Source organism: Micromonospora sp. NPDC049101 (assembly GCF_040648675.1).
Lineage (GTDB): Bacteria > Actinomycetota > Actinomycetes > Mycobacteriales > Micromonosporaceae > Micromonospora.
Genome location: NZ_JBEZED010000006.1, coordinates 1 through 14,946, shown reverse-complemented (window position 1 = coordinate 14,946; position 14,946 = coordinate 1). Strand labels below are relative to the sequence as shown.

Genomic DNA, 14,946 nt, shown 5'->3' with positions numbered 1-14,946 from the left:
TTGGGCCATCGGGGGCGATCGGTAGGGTGCACGGCGTGCCGGACCATGCCGAACCGCCCCAGACCCGTCCGCCAGGCAGCGCCGAGGCGGCCGCCCCCCGGGCGTCCCGACGGCCTGTCAAGGCGGTGCTCTTCGACTTCCACGGCACCCTGGCCCAGGTGGAGGAGCCCCGGCAGTGGGTGCTGGAGGCCGCGGCGGCGTGCGGGGTCACCCTGGACCGCGTCAAGGCCACCTCGCTGGCCGACCGGCTGCTGACCGCCGGGCGCGCCGGCGGGCCACTGCCGGCACGGGTGCCGCCCCGGCTGGCCGAGCTGTGGGCCGACCGGGATCTCTACCAACACGCCCACCGGGGCGCGTACGTCGGGCTCGCCGAGACCGTCGACGCGGGAATCGAGGGCTTCGCCGACGCGCTCTACGAGCGGCTGCTGACCGCCGAGGGCTGGCAGCCGTACGCCGACGCCGCGCCCACGCTGACCGCGCTGCGGGACGCCGGGGTGCCGGTGGCGGTGGTCAGCAACATCGGCTTCGACCTCCGGCCGCACTTCGACACCTGGGGGTTGACCGACCTGGTCTCCGCGTTCGCCCTGTCGTACGAGGTGGGACGCTGCAAACCCGACCCGGCGATCTTCTGGCGGGCCTGCGGGATGCTCGGCGTCGACCCGGAGCAGACGCTGATGGTCGGTGACACCCCGTCCGACGCGGGCGCGGTGGCCGCCGGCTGCTCGGTGCTGGTGCTCCCGGCCGCCGAGCCGGGCCGGCAGAACGGGCTGGGCGCGGTGCTCGACCTCACCCTGCCGGCCTGAACCCGCCGTGCTGTGCCGTCAGCCGGGGAGGTGAATCACCGGTAGCTCGTCACCGTACCGGGCCTCCCCGGTGAGGATCGAGGCGTCGTGTTCGAGGACGGCCAGCGCCGTGGTGGCCAGGTCGGCACGGCCCGTCAGCGTGCGCCAGAAGCTGAGCTCGTGCCAGGAGTGCCCCTCGGTCGAGAGCACCGCACAGGCGTCCAGATTCAGCAGCCGATGCAGAGTCGCTCGTTCCTTCGGGTCGTCGACGATCGCCAGGGCCTCCGCCGCGGTCACGGCGGTGACGCCGAACCTGTTGCGGTCCTGGATGACCTCGTGCAGCGGCTCCCCGACATGCACCGACCCCGCCAGGTACGCCAGCAGTGCCGACCGGTCCAGCACGAGCCGGACCGGTCGGTCGTCCTCGGGGCTCACGCGGCCGGTTGTGCGGGCGTTCCGGCGGCGGCGTCCAGCGCGTGCTGGCGGGCCCGTTCGCGAAGGGCGCTGCGGCGCTCCGGCGACCAGTCGGCCTCCACGGCGGCCCGGCGGGCGCGCGCCTCGGCCACGCCCTGCTCGGTGATCGGGATGCCCTGGTGGGCCAGCTCCGCGTCCAGGGCGTCCAGCCGCATCCGGTCGCGGACGGCCTGGGTGATGTAGGCGCTGGCGTTGGACTCCCGCTCCAGGCGCTCAGCCACGTCGGGTGGCACGGAGATCGATAGTTTCCGCATCGCACTCGTCACACCAGGAACCGTACGCCGGTAGCACCGTGGGTGGCGAACATCTACCGCCGTGTCGACTTTGCGGTCTCGCGGCGCACGGCCAGAGCGGTCGGAACCTCGGAGCGCCACCCCGGATACCTCGGTGGCGAGCGGCGAGACACCGCCGCTCGACACCGAGGCCAGGGCGGTCAGGCGGCTCCAGCTTCGCGCAGGGGACGCCAGGCGAGGACGGTGATCGTCACCATCACGGCGGCGGCGATCCAGAACGGTGTGGTGATCTCCCAGACGCTGGCGAACAGGCCGCCCAGGAGCGACCCCAGCGCGGCTCCGCCGAGATCCAGCAACGCGTACACGCTGCCGACGCGGCCGCGTAGCGGTGGCGGCACGACCCGCTGCCGGGCCGAGGTGACGACGATGCCCCACACCATGGCATGGATGCTGAACACGACCAGGGCGATGGCGGCCAGCCAGGGTGTCGTCGTGATCGCAAGGGACACGTGGGTGACGATCTCGACGACGAGGCCGGCGCGCAACACGGTGGCGTTGCCGAGCGCTCGCGTGAGTCTCGCGGCGATGGTCGTGCCGACGAGGCCGCCGACCGCGAACGCGGTCAGCAGGAAGCCGTAGCCGACGCCAGACACACCCAGACGCTCCCGGCAGTAAAGTACGAACACGGCGAACGCGGCACCGAACGCGATGTTGCTCAGGCCCATGCTGACAGCGAGGAGCCGCAGCAGGCGGTGTCGCCACAACCACTTCAGACCTGCGGCGACCTCGGCACGCAGTGAGGTCTGCAGACGGGGTTTCGCGGAGACCGGCTGAGGTCGGATACCCGCTATCAGCGCCGCGGAGATCGCGAAGGTGAGCGCGTCGACGCCGAAGGGTACGGCGGCGGAGATGACGAACAACCATGCGCCGAGCGGCTTGGCGACGAACTGGTTGCCGACGGTGAAACTCGCGTAGAGCCGGGCGTTGGCGCTCGCCAGTTCGTCGGGGGCGACCACCGCCGGGAGTAGGGCGCCCATGGCGGTGTCCGCGAGGGTTTCTCCGACACCCAGGATGAAGAGCACCAGGTAGATGATGATCACGCTGACGGTCTCGGTCGCGATGGCAGCCGCCAACCCCGCCAGGGCTCCTGCCCGCGCCAGGTTGACAACCATGACCATGCGGCGCCGGTCGAGTCGGTCGACATAGGCGCCGCTGATCAGGGCGAACAGCAGCCAGGGCAGTTGCTGCGCGAAGACGGCGCCGGCGATGAGGGCCGGTTTGTCGGTGACGGAAGCGACCAACAAGGGGCCGGCAGCCATGGTCACGCCGTCGCCGACGTTGGACACCGCGGCGGCGGTCCACAGTCTGGTGAAGTCCGCGCCAAGACGCGCGGATACAAGGGCACGCAAAAGAGCTCCTCGAGCCAGGGAAGGAAACGGTCGTCGTCAGACCGCTCCGCGGCGAGGAGCACCAGAGCACCGGCGGGAATCCGCGGTGCTGCCCGATCAGTACCGGGCGGGCTCTCGCGGCGAAGCGGAGACCGTGACCAGGTCGAGGCGCATCCCTGCTCCCAACTGTGGATCGATATCGTTCCGAACAGGGTAGCCGCCCATCGAGGCTCCTGTATCCCCGCAGACGCTCGCCAGACGGACGAGCAGCAGACGCGGGCTTCGCCACGAACCGACTGGGAGGGCACGCATTTCGGCAGGTGGACACCGCCGCCTGACGGCCGGAGCCGAGCGCCTACCGTCGTGCCCGTGACCGAGACCCTGCTGCCCACGCCATCGCCGGCCGAGACGCCACCGGCCCAGCGGGGTGGCGTCGTCGCCGTGGGGCTGGTGCTCGGCGGGGCGCTGTCGGTGCAGTTCGGCTCCGCCATGGCCGCGCTGCTGTTCCCGCGTACCGGCGTGGCCGGCGCGGTGACCCTGCGGCTGACCATCGCGGCGGTGCTGCTGCTCATCGTGTGCCGGCCCCGACTGCGCGGCCACGACCGGTCGGCCTGGCTCGCGGCGGGCGCGTTCGGGCTGGCGCTGGCCGGCATGAACTCGCTGTTCTACCAGGCCATCGAACGCATCCCGCTCGGCCCCACGGTGACGCTGGAGGTGCTCGGGCCGTTGGCGCTGTCGGTGGTCAGCGCCCGACGACTCGCCAGCTGGGGCTGGGCCGGACTGGCGTTGGCCGGGGTGGCGCTGCTCGGGCAGGGCGGCTTCGACCGGCTGAACCCGGCCGGGGTGGCATTCGCGTTCGGCGCGGGCGCCATGTGGGCCGCGTACATCGTGCTGAGCGCCCGGGTCGGCGGACGGTTCCCGGGCGCGGACGGGCTGGCCCTGGCGCTGACCCTCGCCGCGCTCGTCACCCTGCCGCTGGGCATCGTCGACGGCGGCGCGGTGCTGCTCGACCCGCAGGTGCTGGCGCTCGGCACCGGGCTCGCGGTGCTCGCCTCCGGGCTGCCCTACACCCTGGAGTTGCTCGCGCTGCGGCGGATGCCGACCGCCACGTTCGCGGTGCTGATGAGTCTCGGCCCGGCCATCGCCACCCTCGCCGGGTGGCTGGTCCTGCGGCAGGCCCTGACCCTGCTGGAGTGCGCCGCCGTCGTGCTGGTCATCGCGGCCAGCATCGGGGCGGTGCGGTCATCGCAGCAGCCGCAGGGCGCCCGGGACGGCGCTGATCGTGACCGGCAGCTCCAGGGAGCGTTCCCCGTCGGCGTAGGTGACGATGCCGTCGGCGGCCAACTCCACGGTCCGGGCCCGATAGCTGGTCACCAGGGGGTGGCTGACGTGGGTGCCCTGGTAGATGCGCGGCTTCACCCGGATCAGGGTCCGGCGGTTGACGCGACCCGCGACCACCACGTCGAGCAGCCCGTCGGTCGGGTCGGCGGCGGGACAGATCCGCATGCCGCCGCCGTACGTCGGGCAGTTGCCCACCGCCACCAACACCGCGTCGAGGTCGAGCGGCACCCCGTCGAGGCGCAGCGTGTAGTGGCGGGGCCGCAGCCGGGCCAGCTCGACCAGGATCGCCAGGTCGTACCGGCGGGGGCCGCGCGGCCAGCGCATCCGGTTGGCCCGCTCGTTGACGATCGCGTCGAACCCCGCCGCGAGGACCGCCCCGAACCAGCGCTCGGCGCCGTCGACCCCGGTCATCCGGGCCAGATCGACGACGTGGGTCCGGTCGGCCCGCAGCGCTGACGCGATCACGTCCACCGCCGCCACCGGGTCGGCGGGGAAACCGGTGTCCAGGGCGAAGTCGTTGCCGGTCCCCGCCGGCACCGGACCGAACGGCACGGCGGTGCCGGCGACCGCCTGCATCGCCCGGTGCACGGTGCCGTCCCCGCCGATCGCGACCAGCGCGCCGACGCCCTCGGCGACCGCGGCCCGGCAGGCCGCCTCCGCCTCGCCCGGACCGGATGCGGCCAGCAGCCGGACCGGTCGGCCGGCGCCGGCCAGCCCGTCCAGCAGCCGCGGCAGCAGGGTGCGGTGGCGTCCCCGACCGGCGGTCGGGTTGGCGAGCACGGCCACCGGGCCATCAGCGACCGGGAAGCGGTCGGCCGGGCCATCGGCGGGCGGGCCGGGCAGGTGATCGTCTGCGGTCACGGGCAGCACCGTACCGGTCGGGCGCCCGACGTTCACCGGGGGCACGTGCCGTCACCGACGCCGCGGGTAACGCGACGACGCCGCCCCCGGGAAACGGGGACGGCGTCGGCTGACCGGGTGGTGCGGGGCCGTCAGGTCATGTCGTCGTAGCGGCGCTCGATCGGTGCCGGTGGGGCGACCGGCTCGGGTACGCCGATCGGGGCGGTCGCGTCGACCCGCTGCCCGGCCACGACCGGGTCCGCGTCGAACTCCAACGGCGACACCTCGTCGTCGTCGATGCCGGCGTAGATCTCCTTGCCCCGCCCTCGCCGCCTGTCGTTGAGGAAGGCGATGCCCACCGCACCGAAGTAGAGCGCGGAGAGGCAGATCGCCAACGCGGTCATCCCAAACGGGTCCGGGGTCGGGGTGACCACTGCGGAGAACGCGAAGAACACGAAGATCGCCACGCGCCACCAGCTGAGCAACCGCTTCGCGCTGGCGATGCCCACGAAGTTGAGCATCAGCACGACAAGCGGGAACTCGAAGGCCACACCGAACAACAGGATCAGGTTGGTGACGAAGGAGATGTACTTGGTGATCTCCAGGGTCGTGCTGATCTCGCTGTCCGAGATGCTGAGCAGGAACTCCAGGCCCTTGGCCGTGACGAAGTACGCCAGCACCGCGCCGGCCGCGAACAGCGGCGCGGCGAGGGCGGTGAAGAAGTACGCGTAGCGCCGCTCGTGCCGGTGCAGGCCGGGCGCGATGAACGCCCAGAGCTGGTAGAGCCAGATCGGCGCGGCCACGATCAACCCGACCCAGAGCGCGACCTTCAGGTTGAGCAGGAACAGGTCGGCCGGGCCGAGCTGCACGAACTCGCACTTGCCGTCGACATATCGGGCCTGCGGCAGGTCACAGTAGGGCTGCTGGAGCAGGTGCAGCACCGGCTTGGCCAACCAGAAACCGAAGCCGAAGCCGATCAGGATCGCCACGGACGCGCGGAAAAGACGGTTGCGCAACTCGCGGACATGCTCGATGAGCGTCATCGACCCGTCGGCGGCCCGCTCGAACGCCTTGGGGCCGCGTTTACGCAGTGCGAAGGCCACGGTGGTGGGGCCCTTCGGTCAGTTGTCGCGGACGCGGTGCACCGGGTCGACGACCGGCTGCTGCTGCGGCGGCGCCTGCTGGTACGGCGCCTGCTGCGGCTGCCCGGCGTACGGTGCCTGCTGCCCGGCCTGCGGCGGCAGCGGCTGGTAGCCGGCCTGCGCGTCGGCCTTCTCGGCGAGGTCGCGGTCGTCTTCCTGCAGGCTCTTGGTCTCGGCCTTGATGATCCGCAGCGACCGACCCAGCGAACGGGCCGCGTCGGGAAGCCGCTTCGCACCGAAGAGCAGGATCAGCACAACCACGAGAACAGCGATGTGCCACGGCTTGAGGGCACCCATGAGAAGCTCCAGTCGCTTTGTGTCCGAGGGGTGGTACGCAGCCCATCGTACGTGCGGATCGGCTGCCCGCCACCCGCCGGGTGGGGGTGGTTCGACCCGAAGGGTGAAGTCTTGACCAACGCGCGATGATCGTCAACTGCCGCCGGGAACCGGCTCGGCCGGGCCGGATCAGCCGCGCTTGGCCTTGATCACCGCGAGCCGCTGGGACGTGGTGTCGAGCTGGCGTTGGACATCCTCGGCACGTTGCTGCAACACCTCGGCGGTCTCCCGCAGCGCCTCGGCCTCGGCGGCCCGCCGCTGCAGGGCCACCGCGGCACGGTGCAGCCGAGGCAGCCGGGTCAGCACCGGGCGCACGGCCAGCGCGAGCGCCACGAGCGGGAGCAGCACCACCGCGAGCACGATCCAGATCAGCACGGCGGTCAGCCTACTGGGTGCGGCCAGCCACCGCCGGGTCACCCGTCGGCGCGCTCGGCGCGTCGAGGGCGGGCAGCCGGGGTGCGGCCGTGGGGGCGGGCACGGCGTACGCGTCAAGTGCGCTGGCCGCCGCCGCCCGCACCTGCTCGGCCAGCTCGACCGGGGCGACCACGACGGCGTCCGGGCCGAGGCCCAGCACGAACCTGCGGGCCCACCCCAGGTCGGTCACGCGCAGCGAGACGAGCCACTGGTCGCCGTCGCCGGCCTCCACCCGCTCGCACGGATAATATTCGGTGATCCACCGCTCGCCCCGACCGATGCGCAGCGTGATCAGCGGCAGGTCGGCCGAGGGGCGGAACACGCCCTCGGTGAGGTCGTGCGGGACGGCCTGCGGCGGCACCGTGGCCGGCTCGGCCAGCTCGGTGATCGCGTCGATCCGGTCGGCCCGGAACAGTCGGACGGCCTCCGCGCGCCGACACCACGCCTCCACGTACGCCCGACCGCCGACCATCAACATCCGCAGCGGGTCGATGACGCGCTCGGTGGTCTCGTCCCGGGCGGCCGTGTAGTAGGTGATCCGCAGCGCCCGGCCGCCCTCCACGGCGGCACGCAGCGCCTCGACCCGCGGGGTGTCCCCGGGCAACCGCACCGCCACCGGGGCGCCGACCAGGTCGCCCGCGGCCTCGATCTTGGCCAGGGCCCGTTCGACGGCCTCGCGGTTGGCCACCCCGGGCGTCTCGGCGAGCATCCGCAGTGCCACCACCAGCGCGAGGGCCTCGTCCGGGGTGAGTCGCAGTGGCCGGTCGATGCCGGCGTCGTAGGTGATGGTCACCCGGTCACCGTCGAACGCCATGTCGATCAGGTCGCCGGGGCCGTAGCCGGGTAGCCCGCAAACCCACAGCAGCTCCAGGTCCTCCCGGAGCTGACGGTCGGTGACACCCAGGTCACCGGCCGCCTCGGCGATCTCGATGCCGGGTCGGGCCAGCAGGTAGGGCACCAGGTTGAGCAGTCGGGCCAGCCGGTCGGCGGACGCACGGGAACCGCCCCGGGCGGCCGGGCGGGTCACCGGGCACCCCCGGCGACGGCCAACTCGTCGTGGCGGACGGCGATCTCCTTGAGTCGTTGGATGACCGCCTCGCGGACCTCCGGTGGGTCGAGCACCCGCACGTCCGGCCCGTAGCCGACGAGGTGACCGGCCAACCCGTCCGGGTCCGCGTACGGCAGGACCAGGCGGTCGCCGTCCGGCCCGGTGGTCACCTCCACGGCCCAGCGGCGCAGCCCGGCGGCCCGGCCCGGTGCGGCCAGCACGGTGGCCCGGCCGGTGCGCTCCACCGGACCCGACCAGCGGGCGACGTGGCTGATCAGGTCGACGTTGGCCGGCGGCTCGTACGCACCAGGCGCACCGGTCACCCGGACCGCGCCGACCACCCGGGACAACCGGAAGCAGCGGGTCGCCGCCCGGTCCAGGTCGTAGCCGACGACATACCACCGGCCGCGCCAACAGACCACGCCCCACGGTTGCAGTCGCCGACGGCTGGGCGCGTCCCGGTCGGGCACCCGGTAGTCGAAGCCGACCTCGCGGCGGTCCCGGGCCGCGGCCGTCAGCGGCGCGAACGCCGGATCGACAGTGACCATCGGCTCCAGACCCAGGGTGGCCTGCGGGTCCACGTCGACCCCGGCGGCGCGCAGCTTGGCCAGCCCGGACGACGCGGCGGCGGCCAGACCGGCGTGCTGCCACAGCCGGGCCGCGATGCCCACCGCGGCGGCCTCGTCCGGCTCGAGCAGGATGTCGGGCAGCGCGTACTCGCGGTGGGCGATGCGGTAGCCGGGCTCGGCGTCGAAGGCGCTCGCCGTGCCCGTCTCCAGTGGCACACCCAACTCGCGCAGCTCGGCCTTGTCCCGCTCGAACTTGCGTTGGAACGCCTCGTGGTCGCGCGCGTCGTCCGGGTCGTGCTCATAACCGGGCACGGTCGCGGCGATCTGCGCGGCGGTCAGGAACCGTCGCGTGGACAGCAGACAGATCACCAGGTTGACCAGGCGTTCGGTGCGGGTCCGCGACACCCGGTAGACGCTAGCAGCCGACACGCCCACACCGTGCACCCACGCGGGCGTGCCGCACACTTGTTCGGATCGGGCCTCCCCCGCCGCGCCGCCGCCGCTCGGTCATAGGGTGATCCTCATGTCGCAAACGGAGGCCAGGCCGGAGAGCGAGAGCATCGGCACCGTCGTCGTCGCCGGCGCCGCCAACCTCGCCATCGCGATCGCCAAGCTGGTCGCCGGGCTGATCTCCGGCTCCGCCGCGATGCTCTCCGAGGCGGCACACTCGGTCGCCGACACCACCACCGAGGTGCTGCTCTTCCAGGCGCTGCGCCGGGGCGCCCGGCCCGCCGACCAGCGACACCCCTTCGGGTACGGCAAGGAGAGCTACGTCTGGGCGTTCTTCGCGGCGATGTTCACCTTCGTCGCCGGTGCCGGTTTCGCCGTCACCCACGGCGTCACCACGATCCTGGTGCACGAGCACAGCGGCGACTACCTGGTCTCGTACATCGTGCTCGGGGTGTCGTTCGTCATCGAGTCGATCTCGCTGACCCGGGCCGTGCGCCAGGTGCGCCGCGAGTCGCGACGCTGGCAGACCACGCCCCGGCGCTTCCTGCGGCTGACCGCCGACACCACGATCAAGGCGGTCTTCCTGGAGGACAGCGCGGCCCTGATCGGTCTGCTGCTGGCCGGGGCCGGTGTCGGCCTGTCGCACGCCACCGGCGACGAGGTGTGGGACGGCGTCGCGTCGATCCTGATCGGGCTGCTGCTGCTCACGGTCGCCGGGATCCTCGCCGGCAACAACCTGTCACTGCTGGTCGGCCGGGCCGTCCCCGAGCGGCTGCGCCGCGAGATCGAGCAGGATCTGGCCGGGCTGCCCGAGGTGGAACGGATCGACACCCTGTTGACCATGCAGCTCGGCCCGCAGGACATCCTGGTCGCCGCGAAGGTCGACTTCCGCGACGAGGCCACCGGCGCGCAGATCGAGGCCACCGCCGACGAGGCCGAGCGCCGGCTCACCGACCGGTACCCGGAGATCCGCTTCGTCTTCCTCGACCCGACCCGTTCGATGCCGGGCGCCACCGGACCCGTCCGACACACCCAGGCCGGGCCGACCCCGGACGCCGGCGGCCCCGACCCGACCTGATCCGACACCCCCACCGCACCCGGGCGCGAACCGTCCGGGCCGCGCGGCTAGCGTGCCCGTCATGGTGCGATGGCGTACGGGGACGGTGGCGACGCGGCGACGGCAGTGGACCGGGGCGGTGGAGCTCGACGTCGACCTGCCCGACGGCACCCGCATGCGGGCGCTGGCCTATCCGGAGCTGGTCGGCACGCCCGAGCCCGGCGACCGGGTACTGCTCAACGCCGGCGCGCTGCTGATGGGGTTGGGCACCGGCGGGTACGCCCTCGTGGTGGCCCTGCCGGACCGGCTGCCCCCGGACCCGCCGGACGTCGGCGACACCCGCGACGCCGGGCACCTGGTCAAGGCCCGCTACACCCCGTTGCAGCCGATCCTGCTCGGCGTCGACGAGGAGGCGTCCCCGCACCGCGCGGTGCTGGCCGACGCGGACGACCTGGGCGGCCTGCCGGTGGTCACCGCTGACCTGCACTCGGCGCTGCCGGCGATCCTGGCCGGCATCCGGGCCGACGCCCCGCAGGCGCGGGTGGCGTACCTGCTCACCGACGGCGGGGCCCTGCCCGCCTGGTTCTCCCGCACCCTCGCGGGCCTGCGCGCCGACCTGGCCGGCACCATCACCGTCGGGCAGGCCTTCGGCGGCGACCTGGAGGCCACCACCCTGCACGGCGGCCTGCTCGCCGCCCGGTACGTGCTCGGCGCCGACATCGCCATCGTGGCCCAGGGGCCCGGCAACCTGGGCACCGGCACCCGGTGGGGGTTCTCCGGCGTCGCCGTCGGCGAGGCGGTCAACGCGATCGTCACGCTGGGGGGACGGCCGGTCGGCTCGCTGCGCATCTCCGCCGCCGACCCCCGCCCCCGGCACCGGGGCGTGTCGCACCACAGCCTCACCGCGTACGGCAGGGTGGCACTCGCACCGGCGGAGCTGGTGGTGCCCGACGACCTGGACCCGACCCTCGCGGCCGAGGTGGACGCGGCGCTGGCCCCCCTCGCCGCCCGGCACCGGATCGTCCGGGTGCCCACCGCCGGTCTCGACGCCGCACTGCGCGCCAGCTCCGTGCCGCTGTCCACGATGGGCCGCGGTCTCGACGCCGACCACGCGTACTTCCTCACCGCCGCCGCAGCAGGCCGCCACGCCACCACCCACCTCACCTAACCGCCCCCGGCCCCCCGCCCCCGCCCTCCGCCCCCGGTGGTTGATCATGAGGTTATTGCCCGCCGCTTCGGCGTGTCATGGCAATAACCTCATGATCAACGCGCGCTGGGGGTGGGGGTGGGGGTGGGGTGGGTGGGGGGTCGGGGTGGGTTAGGCCAGGAAGATTAGGGCTAGCCAGCCGCCGACGATGAGCACCAGCGCCAGGGCCAGCACCCACGTCGGCACCGTGTAGTCGCCGCGGCGGTTACGGTCGACCTCGGCGCGGATCTTCTCCCGCCGGCGTTCGACCCAGTTCTGCCGCTCGGTGCCGCCCTCAGGGCGGTCGGAAGGTCCAGAAGTCGTCATGGCGCGCTCAGCTTAACCGCTCGGTGCGCCGGGCTGACCGGCCCCGTCGGCGCAGCGCACCGCCGGGGCCGGCAACCGGTCACATGCTGGCGATCAACCGCTCCACCCGCTCGTCGTACGCCCGGAACGGGTCCTTGCAGAGCACGGTGCGCTGCGCCTGGTCGTTGAGCTTCAGGTGCACCCAGTCGACGGTGAAGTCCCGCCGCTTCTCCTGGGCGTGCCGGATGAACTCGCCGCGCAGCCGGGCCCGGGTGGTCTGCGGCGGGGTCTCCTTGGCCTCGAAGATCTCCGGGTCGGTGGCCACCCGGTCGACCTCGCCGCGCCGCTCCAGCAGACCGTAGAGGCCGCGACCGCGACGCACGTCGTGGTAGGCCAGGTCCATCTGCGCGACCCGGGGGTGCGACAGCGGCAGGTCGTGCTTGCGCTGGTAGCGCTCGATCAGCCGCAGCTTGCTGACCCAGTCGATCTCCCGGGAGACCGGCTCCAGGTCACCGCTCTCCACCGCGTTCAACACCCGCCCCCACAGCTCGACGACCCGCTTGGCGGCCTGGTCGCCCCCGCGCCGCTCGACGAACTCGGTCGCCTTGGACAGGTATTCCTGCTGGATGTCCAGGGCGCTGACCTCCTTGCCATTGGCCAGCCGCACCTTGCGCCGACCGGTGATGTCGTGCGACACCTCCCGGATCGCCCGGATCGGGTTTTCCAGGGACAGGTCCCGCATCACCACCCCGGCCTCGATCATCCGCAGCACGATGTCGGCCGTGCCGACCTTGAGTAGCGTGGTGACCTCGTTCATGTTGGAGTCACCGACGATGACGTGCAGCCGCCGATAGCGCTCGGCGTCGGCGTGCGGCTCGTCGCGGGTGTTGATGATCGGGCGGCTGCGGGTGGTCGCCGAGGAGACACCCTCCCAGATGTGCTCGGCCCGCTGCGACAGGCAGTAGACCGCGCCGCGCGGGGTTTGCAGGACCTTGCCGGCCCCACAGATCAACTGCCGGGTGACCAGGAACGGGATGAGGACGTCGGCCAGCCGGCCGAACTCCCCGTGCCGGGAGACCAGGTAGTTCTCGTGGCAGCCGTACGAGTTGCCGGCCGAGTCGGTGTTGTTCTTGAACAGGTAGATCTCACCCGCGATGCCCTCGTCGTGCAGCCGCTTCTCCGCGTCGACGAGCAGGCCCTCCAGGATCCGCTCGCCGGCCCGGTCGTGGGCGACGAGATCGGTCACCGAGTCGCACTCCGGTGTCGCGTACTCCGGATGCGACCCGACGTCCAGGTAGAGCCGGGCTCCATTACGCAGGAAGACGTTGCTCGACCGACCCCAGGACACCACGCGACGGAACAGATACCGCGCGACCTCGTCCGGGGACAGCCGCCGCTGCCCGCGATAGGTGCAGGTGACGCCGTACTCGGTCTCGAGGCCGAAGATTCGCCGCTCCATGGTGAGACATTAGCCGCCCGGAGGCCCCGTTCGTCACTGTCACACCACAGGTCGTGCCCCGGGGGCGGTCACATACCGGTTGAGTGCGACATTCCGTCCGGCCCGATGCTCGCCACGAACCGCCGGCAGTTGTCGTACTCCGGCAGCAGGCCGGTCTCGCGGGCCTGGGCGAGCGTCGGCGCCGCGTCGTCGCGCGCGGACAGCAGCGGGACGTCGGCCGGCCACTCGATGCCCAACTCCTCGTCAAGTGGGTGCACCGCGTGCTCACCTGTCGGGTTGTAACTGGCCGAGCAGAGGTAGCTCAACGTCGCGTCGTCGGTCAGCGCGCAGAAACCGTGCCCCAGCCCCTCGCTGAGGTAGACCGCCCGGCGGTCGGTGTCGTCCAGCCGGACGCCCTCCCAACGACCGAAGGTCGGCGAGCCCACCCGCAGGTCCACGATCACGTCCAGGACCGCGCCACGCACACAGGTGACGTACTTGGCCTGCCCCGGCGGGACGTCGGCGAAGTGGATGCCGCGCACCACACCGCGGGCGGAGACCGACAGGTTGGCCTGGGCCAGCCGCAGCGGATGCCCCACCACGTCGGCGAGCTTGTCGAAGCGGTACCACTCCATGAACATGCCGCGCGGGTCGCCGTGCTGCTGGGGGGTGATCTCCCAGGCGCCCTCGATGCTCAACTCCCGGATCTTCACCAGGTCACCCCGTGGCTGCCGTTCGGCTCGCCGAGCAGACCGAGCAGGTAGTCGCCGTAACCGCTCTTGGTCAACGGCGTGGCCAGCGCGCGCAGCTGGTCGTCGTCGATGAGGCCGGCCCGCCAGGCCACCTCCTCGACACAGCCGATCTTCAGACCCTGCCGCTCCTCGACCACCCGGACGAACTCGGCCGCCTGCATCATCGAGGTGAACGTGCCGGTGTCCAGCCAGGCGGTGCCCCGATCCAGCACCGTCACCGACAGCTCCCCGGTCTCCCGGTACACCTCGTTGACCGCCGTGATCTCCAGTTCGCCGCGGGCGCTCGGGGTGAGCTTGCGGGCGATGTCCACCACCCGGTTGTCGTAGAAGTACAGACCCGGCACCGCGTAGCGGGACTTCGGCCGGGCCGGCTTCTCCTCGATCGAGAGCACCCGACCGGCGTCGTCGAAGTCGACCACACCGTATTCCTGCGGGTTGGCCACCTGGTAGGCGAAGACCCGCCCACCGACCGGGTCACCGTGGGCGGCGAGCTGCCGACCCAGGCCACCGCCGTGGAAGATGTTGTCACCCAGGATCAGCGCCACCGACTCGGCGCCGATGAAGTCCGCGCCGAGGATGAAGGCCTGCGCGATGCCCTCCGGTCGCTCCTGGCTGACGTACTCCAGCCGCAACCCGAACTGGCTGCCGTCGCCGAGCAGCCGACGGAACTGGTCCTGGTCGTCCGGGGTCGTGATCACCAGGATCTCCCGCACCCCGGACATCACGAGGGTGGAGAGCGGGTAGTAGACCATCGGCTTGTCGAAGACCGGCATCAGCTGCTTCGAGACCGCACGGGTGATCGGCCAGAGCCGGGAACCGGTGCCGCCGGCAAGTAGGATTCCACGCACCGGGGCAGCCTAGCGGCACAAAAGCCGGCTGCGCCGGGGGGTCGCGCCCCGCGCACCGCACCCAACTTCGCGTACACTTCCCGACCCGTGAGGATCCTCGTCACCGGCGGAGCCGGATTCATCGGGTCGGAGTACGTTCGCCTGCTGCTGGGCAAGCCCCTCGGCAGTGCCGACGGCGTGCCACCACTCGAGCCGGCGGTCGTGACCGTGCTCGACAAACTGACCTACTCCGGCAACCTGGCCAACCTCGACCCGGTCCGCGACGACCCGCGACTGCGCTTCGTCCAGGGCGACATCTGCGACCCGGTCATCGTCGACGAGGTCGTCGCCGACCACGACGTG

At 72.3% G+C, this 14,946-nt stretch carries 17 protein-coding genes and 1 pseudogene; 5 read left to right on the top strand and 13 right to left on the bottom strand.

The window, feature by feature from the left end; all coding sequences use genetic code 11:
• Positions 1-35 precede the first annotated feature (35 nt).
• Complete coding sequence (locus AB0B57_RS09790) at positions 36-803, top strand: HAD-IA family hydrolase (RefSeq protein WP_357067273.1); 768 nt, start codon at positions 36-38, stop codon at positions 801-803.
• A gap of 18 nt (positions 804-821) precedes the next feature.
• Here the strand turns inward: AB0B57_RS09790 and AB0B57_RS09785 are convergent, their stop codons facing one another.
• The 3 genes from AB0B57_RS09785 to AB0B57_RS09775 all read right to left on the bottom strand — a co-directional run bounded on the left by AB0B57_RS09785 (position 822) and on the right by AB0B57_RS09775 (position 2,898).
• Complete coding sequence (locus tag AB0B57_RS09785) at positions 822-1,217, bottom strand: hypothetical protein (protein ID WP_357067271.1); 396 nt, start codon at positions 1,215-1,217, stop codon at positions 822-824.
• Complete coding sequence (locus AB0B57_RS09780) at positions 1,214-1,510, bottom strand: hypothetical protein (protein WP_357067862.1); 297 nt, start codon at positions 1,508-1,510, stop codon at positions 1,214-1,216. Before AB0B57_RS09780 ends, AB0B57_RS09785 begins: the two co-directional genes overlap by 4 nt.
• 179 nt (positions 1,511-1,689) lie before the next feature.
• A complete protein-coding gene (locus AB0B57_RS09775) occupies positions 1,690-2,898 on the bottom strand; it encodes an MFS transporter (RefSeq protein WP_357067269.1) in 1,209 nt (402 codons plus the stop codon).
• Positions 2,899-3,366: 468 nt separating this feature from the next.
• Here AB0B57_RS09775 and AB0B57_RS09770 point away from each other — a divergent pair.
• Positions 3,367-4,050: pseudogene (locus tag AB0B57_RS09770) on the top strand (EamA family transporter); the annotation flags it as partial.
• Between the two features lie 69 nt (positions 4,051-4,119).
• Here the strand turns inward: AB0B57_RS09770 and AB0B57_RS09765 are convergent.
• From AB0B57_RS09765 to AB0B57_RS09740, 6 genes are all read right to left on the bottom strand, one after another.
• Positions 4,120-5,061 carry a diacylglycerol kinase family protein gene (locus AB0B57_RS09765; protein WP_357067860.1) on the bottom strand — a complete coding sequence of 314 codons (942 nt, stop codon included), beginning with the start codon at positions 5,059-5,061 and terminating at the stop codon, positions 4,120-4,122.
• 149 nt (positions 5,062-5,210) lie between these two features.
• Complete coding sequence (gene tatC / locus AB0B57_RS09760) at positions 5,211-6,161, bottom strand: twin-arginine translocase subunit TatC (protein WP_357067267.1); 951 nt, start codon at positions 6,159-6,161, stop codon at positions 5,211-5,213.
• A gap of 18 nt (positions 6,162-6,179) precedes the next feature.
• Positions 6,180-6,497: a Sec-independent protein translocase subunit TatA gene (gene tatA / locus AB0B57_RS09755; RefSeq protein WP_357067265.1), complete on the bottom strand. Its 318-nt coding sequence runs from the start codon at positions 6,495-6,497 to the stop codon at positions 6,180-6,182.
• Positions 6,498-6,665: 168 nt separating this feature from the next.
• On the bottom strand, positions 6,666-6,911 hold the full coding sequence (locus AB0B57_RS09750) for a hypothetical protein (RefSeq protein ID WP_357067263.1): 246 nt from the start codon (positions 6,909-6,911) through the stop codon (positions 6,666-6,668).
• A 10-nt stretch (positions 6,912-6,921) separates the two neighbouring features.
• On the bottom strand, positions 6,922-7,977 hold the full coding sequence (locus tag AB0B57_RS09745) for a YafY family protein (RefSeq protein WP_357067261.1): 1,056 nt from the start codon (positions 7,975-7,977) through the stop codon (positions 6,922-6,924).
• Positions 7,974-8,972 carry a WYL domain-containing protein gene (locus tag AB0B57_RS09740; RefSeq protein WP_357067858.1) on the bottom strand — a complete coding sequence of 333 codons (999 nt, stop codon included), beginning with the start codon at positions 8,970-8,972 and terminating at the stop codon, positions 7,974-7,976. The genes AB0B57_RS09745 and AB0B57_RS09740 overlap by 4 nt, the downstream gene beginning before the upstream one ends.
• Before the next feature lie 118 nt (positions 8,973-9,090).
• On the opposite strand from AB0B57_RS09740, the gene AB0B57_RS09735 reads away from it, so the two are divergent.
• On the top strand, positions 9,091-10,095 hold the full coding sequence (locus AB0B57_RS09735) for a cation diffusion facilitator family transporter (RefSeq protein WP_357067259.1): 1,005 nt from the start codon (positions 9,091-9,093) through the stop codon (positions 10,093-10,095).
• Positions 10,096-10,156: 61 nt separating this feature from the next.
• On the top strand, positions 10,157-11,242 hold the full coding sequence (locus AB0B57_RS09730) for a DUF3866 family protein (protein WP_357067257.1): 1,086 nt from the start codon (positions 10,157-10,159) through the stop codon (positions 11,240-11,242).
• Between the two features lie 150 nt (positions 11,243-11,392).
• Here AB0B57_RS09730 and AB0B57_RS09725 read toward each other — a convergent pair whose 3' ends face one another.
• The 4 genes from AB0B57_RS09725 to rfbA all read right to left on the bottom strand — a co-directional run bounded on the left by AB0B57_RS09725 (position 11,393) and on the right by rfbA (position 14,604).
• Positions 11,393-11,587 carry a hypothetical protein gene (locus AB0B57_RS09725; RefSeq protein ID WP_357067255.1) on the bottom strand — a complete coding sequence of 65 codons (195 nt, stop codon included), beginning with the start codon at positions 11,585-11,587 and terminating at the stop codon, positions 11,393-11,395.
• A 79-nt stretch (positions 11,588-11,666) separates the two neighbouring features.
• Entirely contained in the window at positions 11,667-13,025 is a 1,359-nt protein-coding gene (pafA, locus tag AB0B57_RS09720; RefSeq protein ID WP_124816920.1) for a Pup--protein ligase, read from the bottom strand.
• Positions 13,026-13,093: 68 nt separating this feature from the next.
• Complete coding sequence (rfbC, locus tag AB0B57_RS09715; protein WP_357067253.1) at positions 13,094-13,717, bottom strand: dTDP-4-dehydrorhamnose 3,5-epimerase; 624 nt, start codon at positions 13,715-13,717, stop codon at positions 13,094-13,096.
• On the bottom strand, positions 13,714-14,604 hold the full coding sequence (gene rfbA / locus AB0B57_RS09710) for a glucose-1-phosphate thymidylyltransferase RfbA (protein ID WP_357067251.1): 891 nt from the start codon (positions 14,602-14,604) through the stop codon (positions 13,714-13,716). The genes rfbC and rfbA overlap by 4 nt, the downstream gene beginning before the upstream one ends.
• A gap of 87 nt (positions 14,605-14,691) precedes the next feature.
• Between rfbA and AB0B57_RS09705 the strand changes: the two genes are divergently transcribed.
• Positions 14,692-14,946, top strand: a 255-nt coding sequence (locus AB0B57_RS09705) for an NAD-dependent epimerase/dehydratase family protein (protein ID WP_357067249.1), incomplete at its 3' end; no start/stop codon positions are given.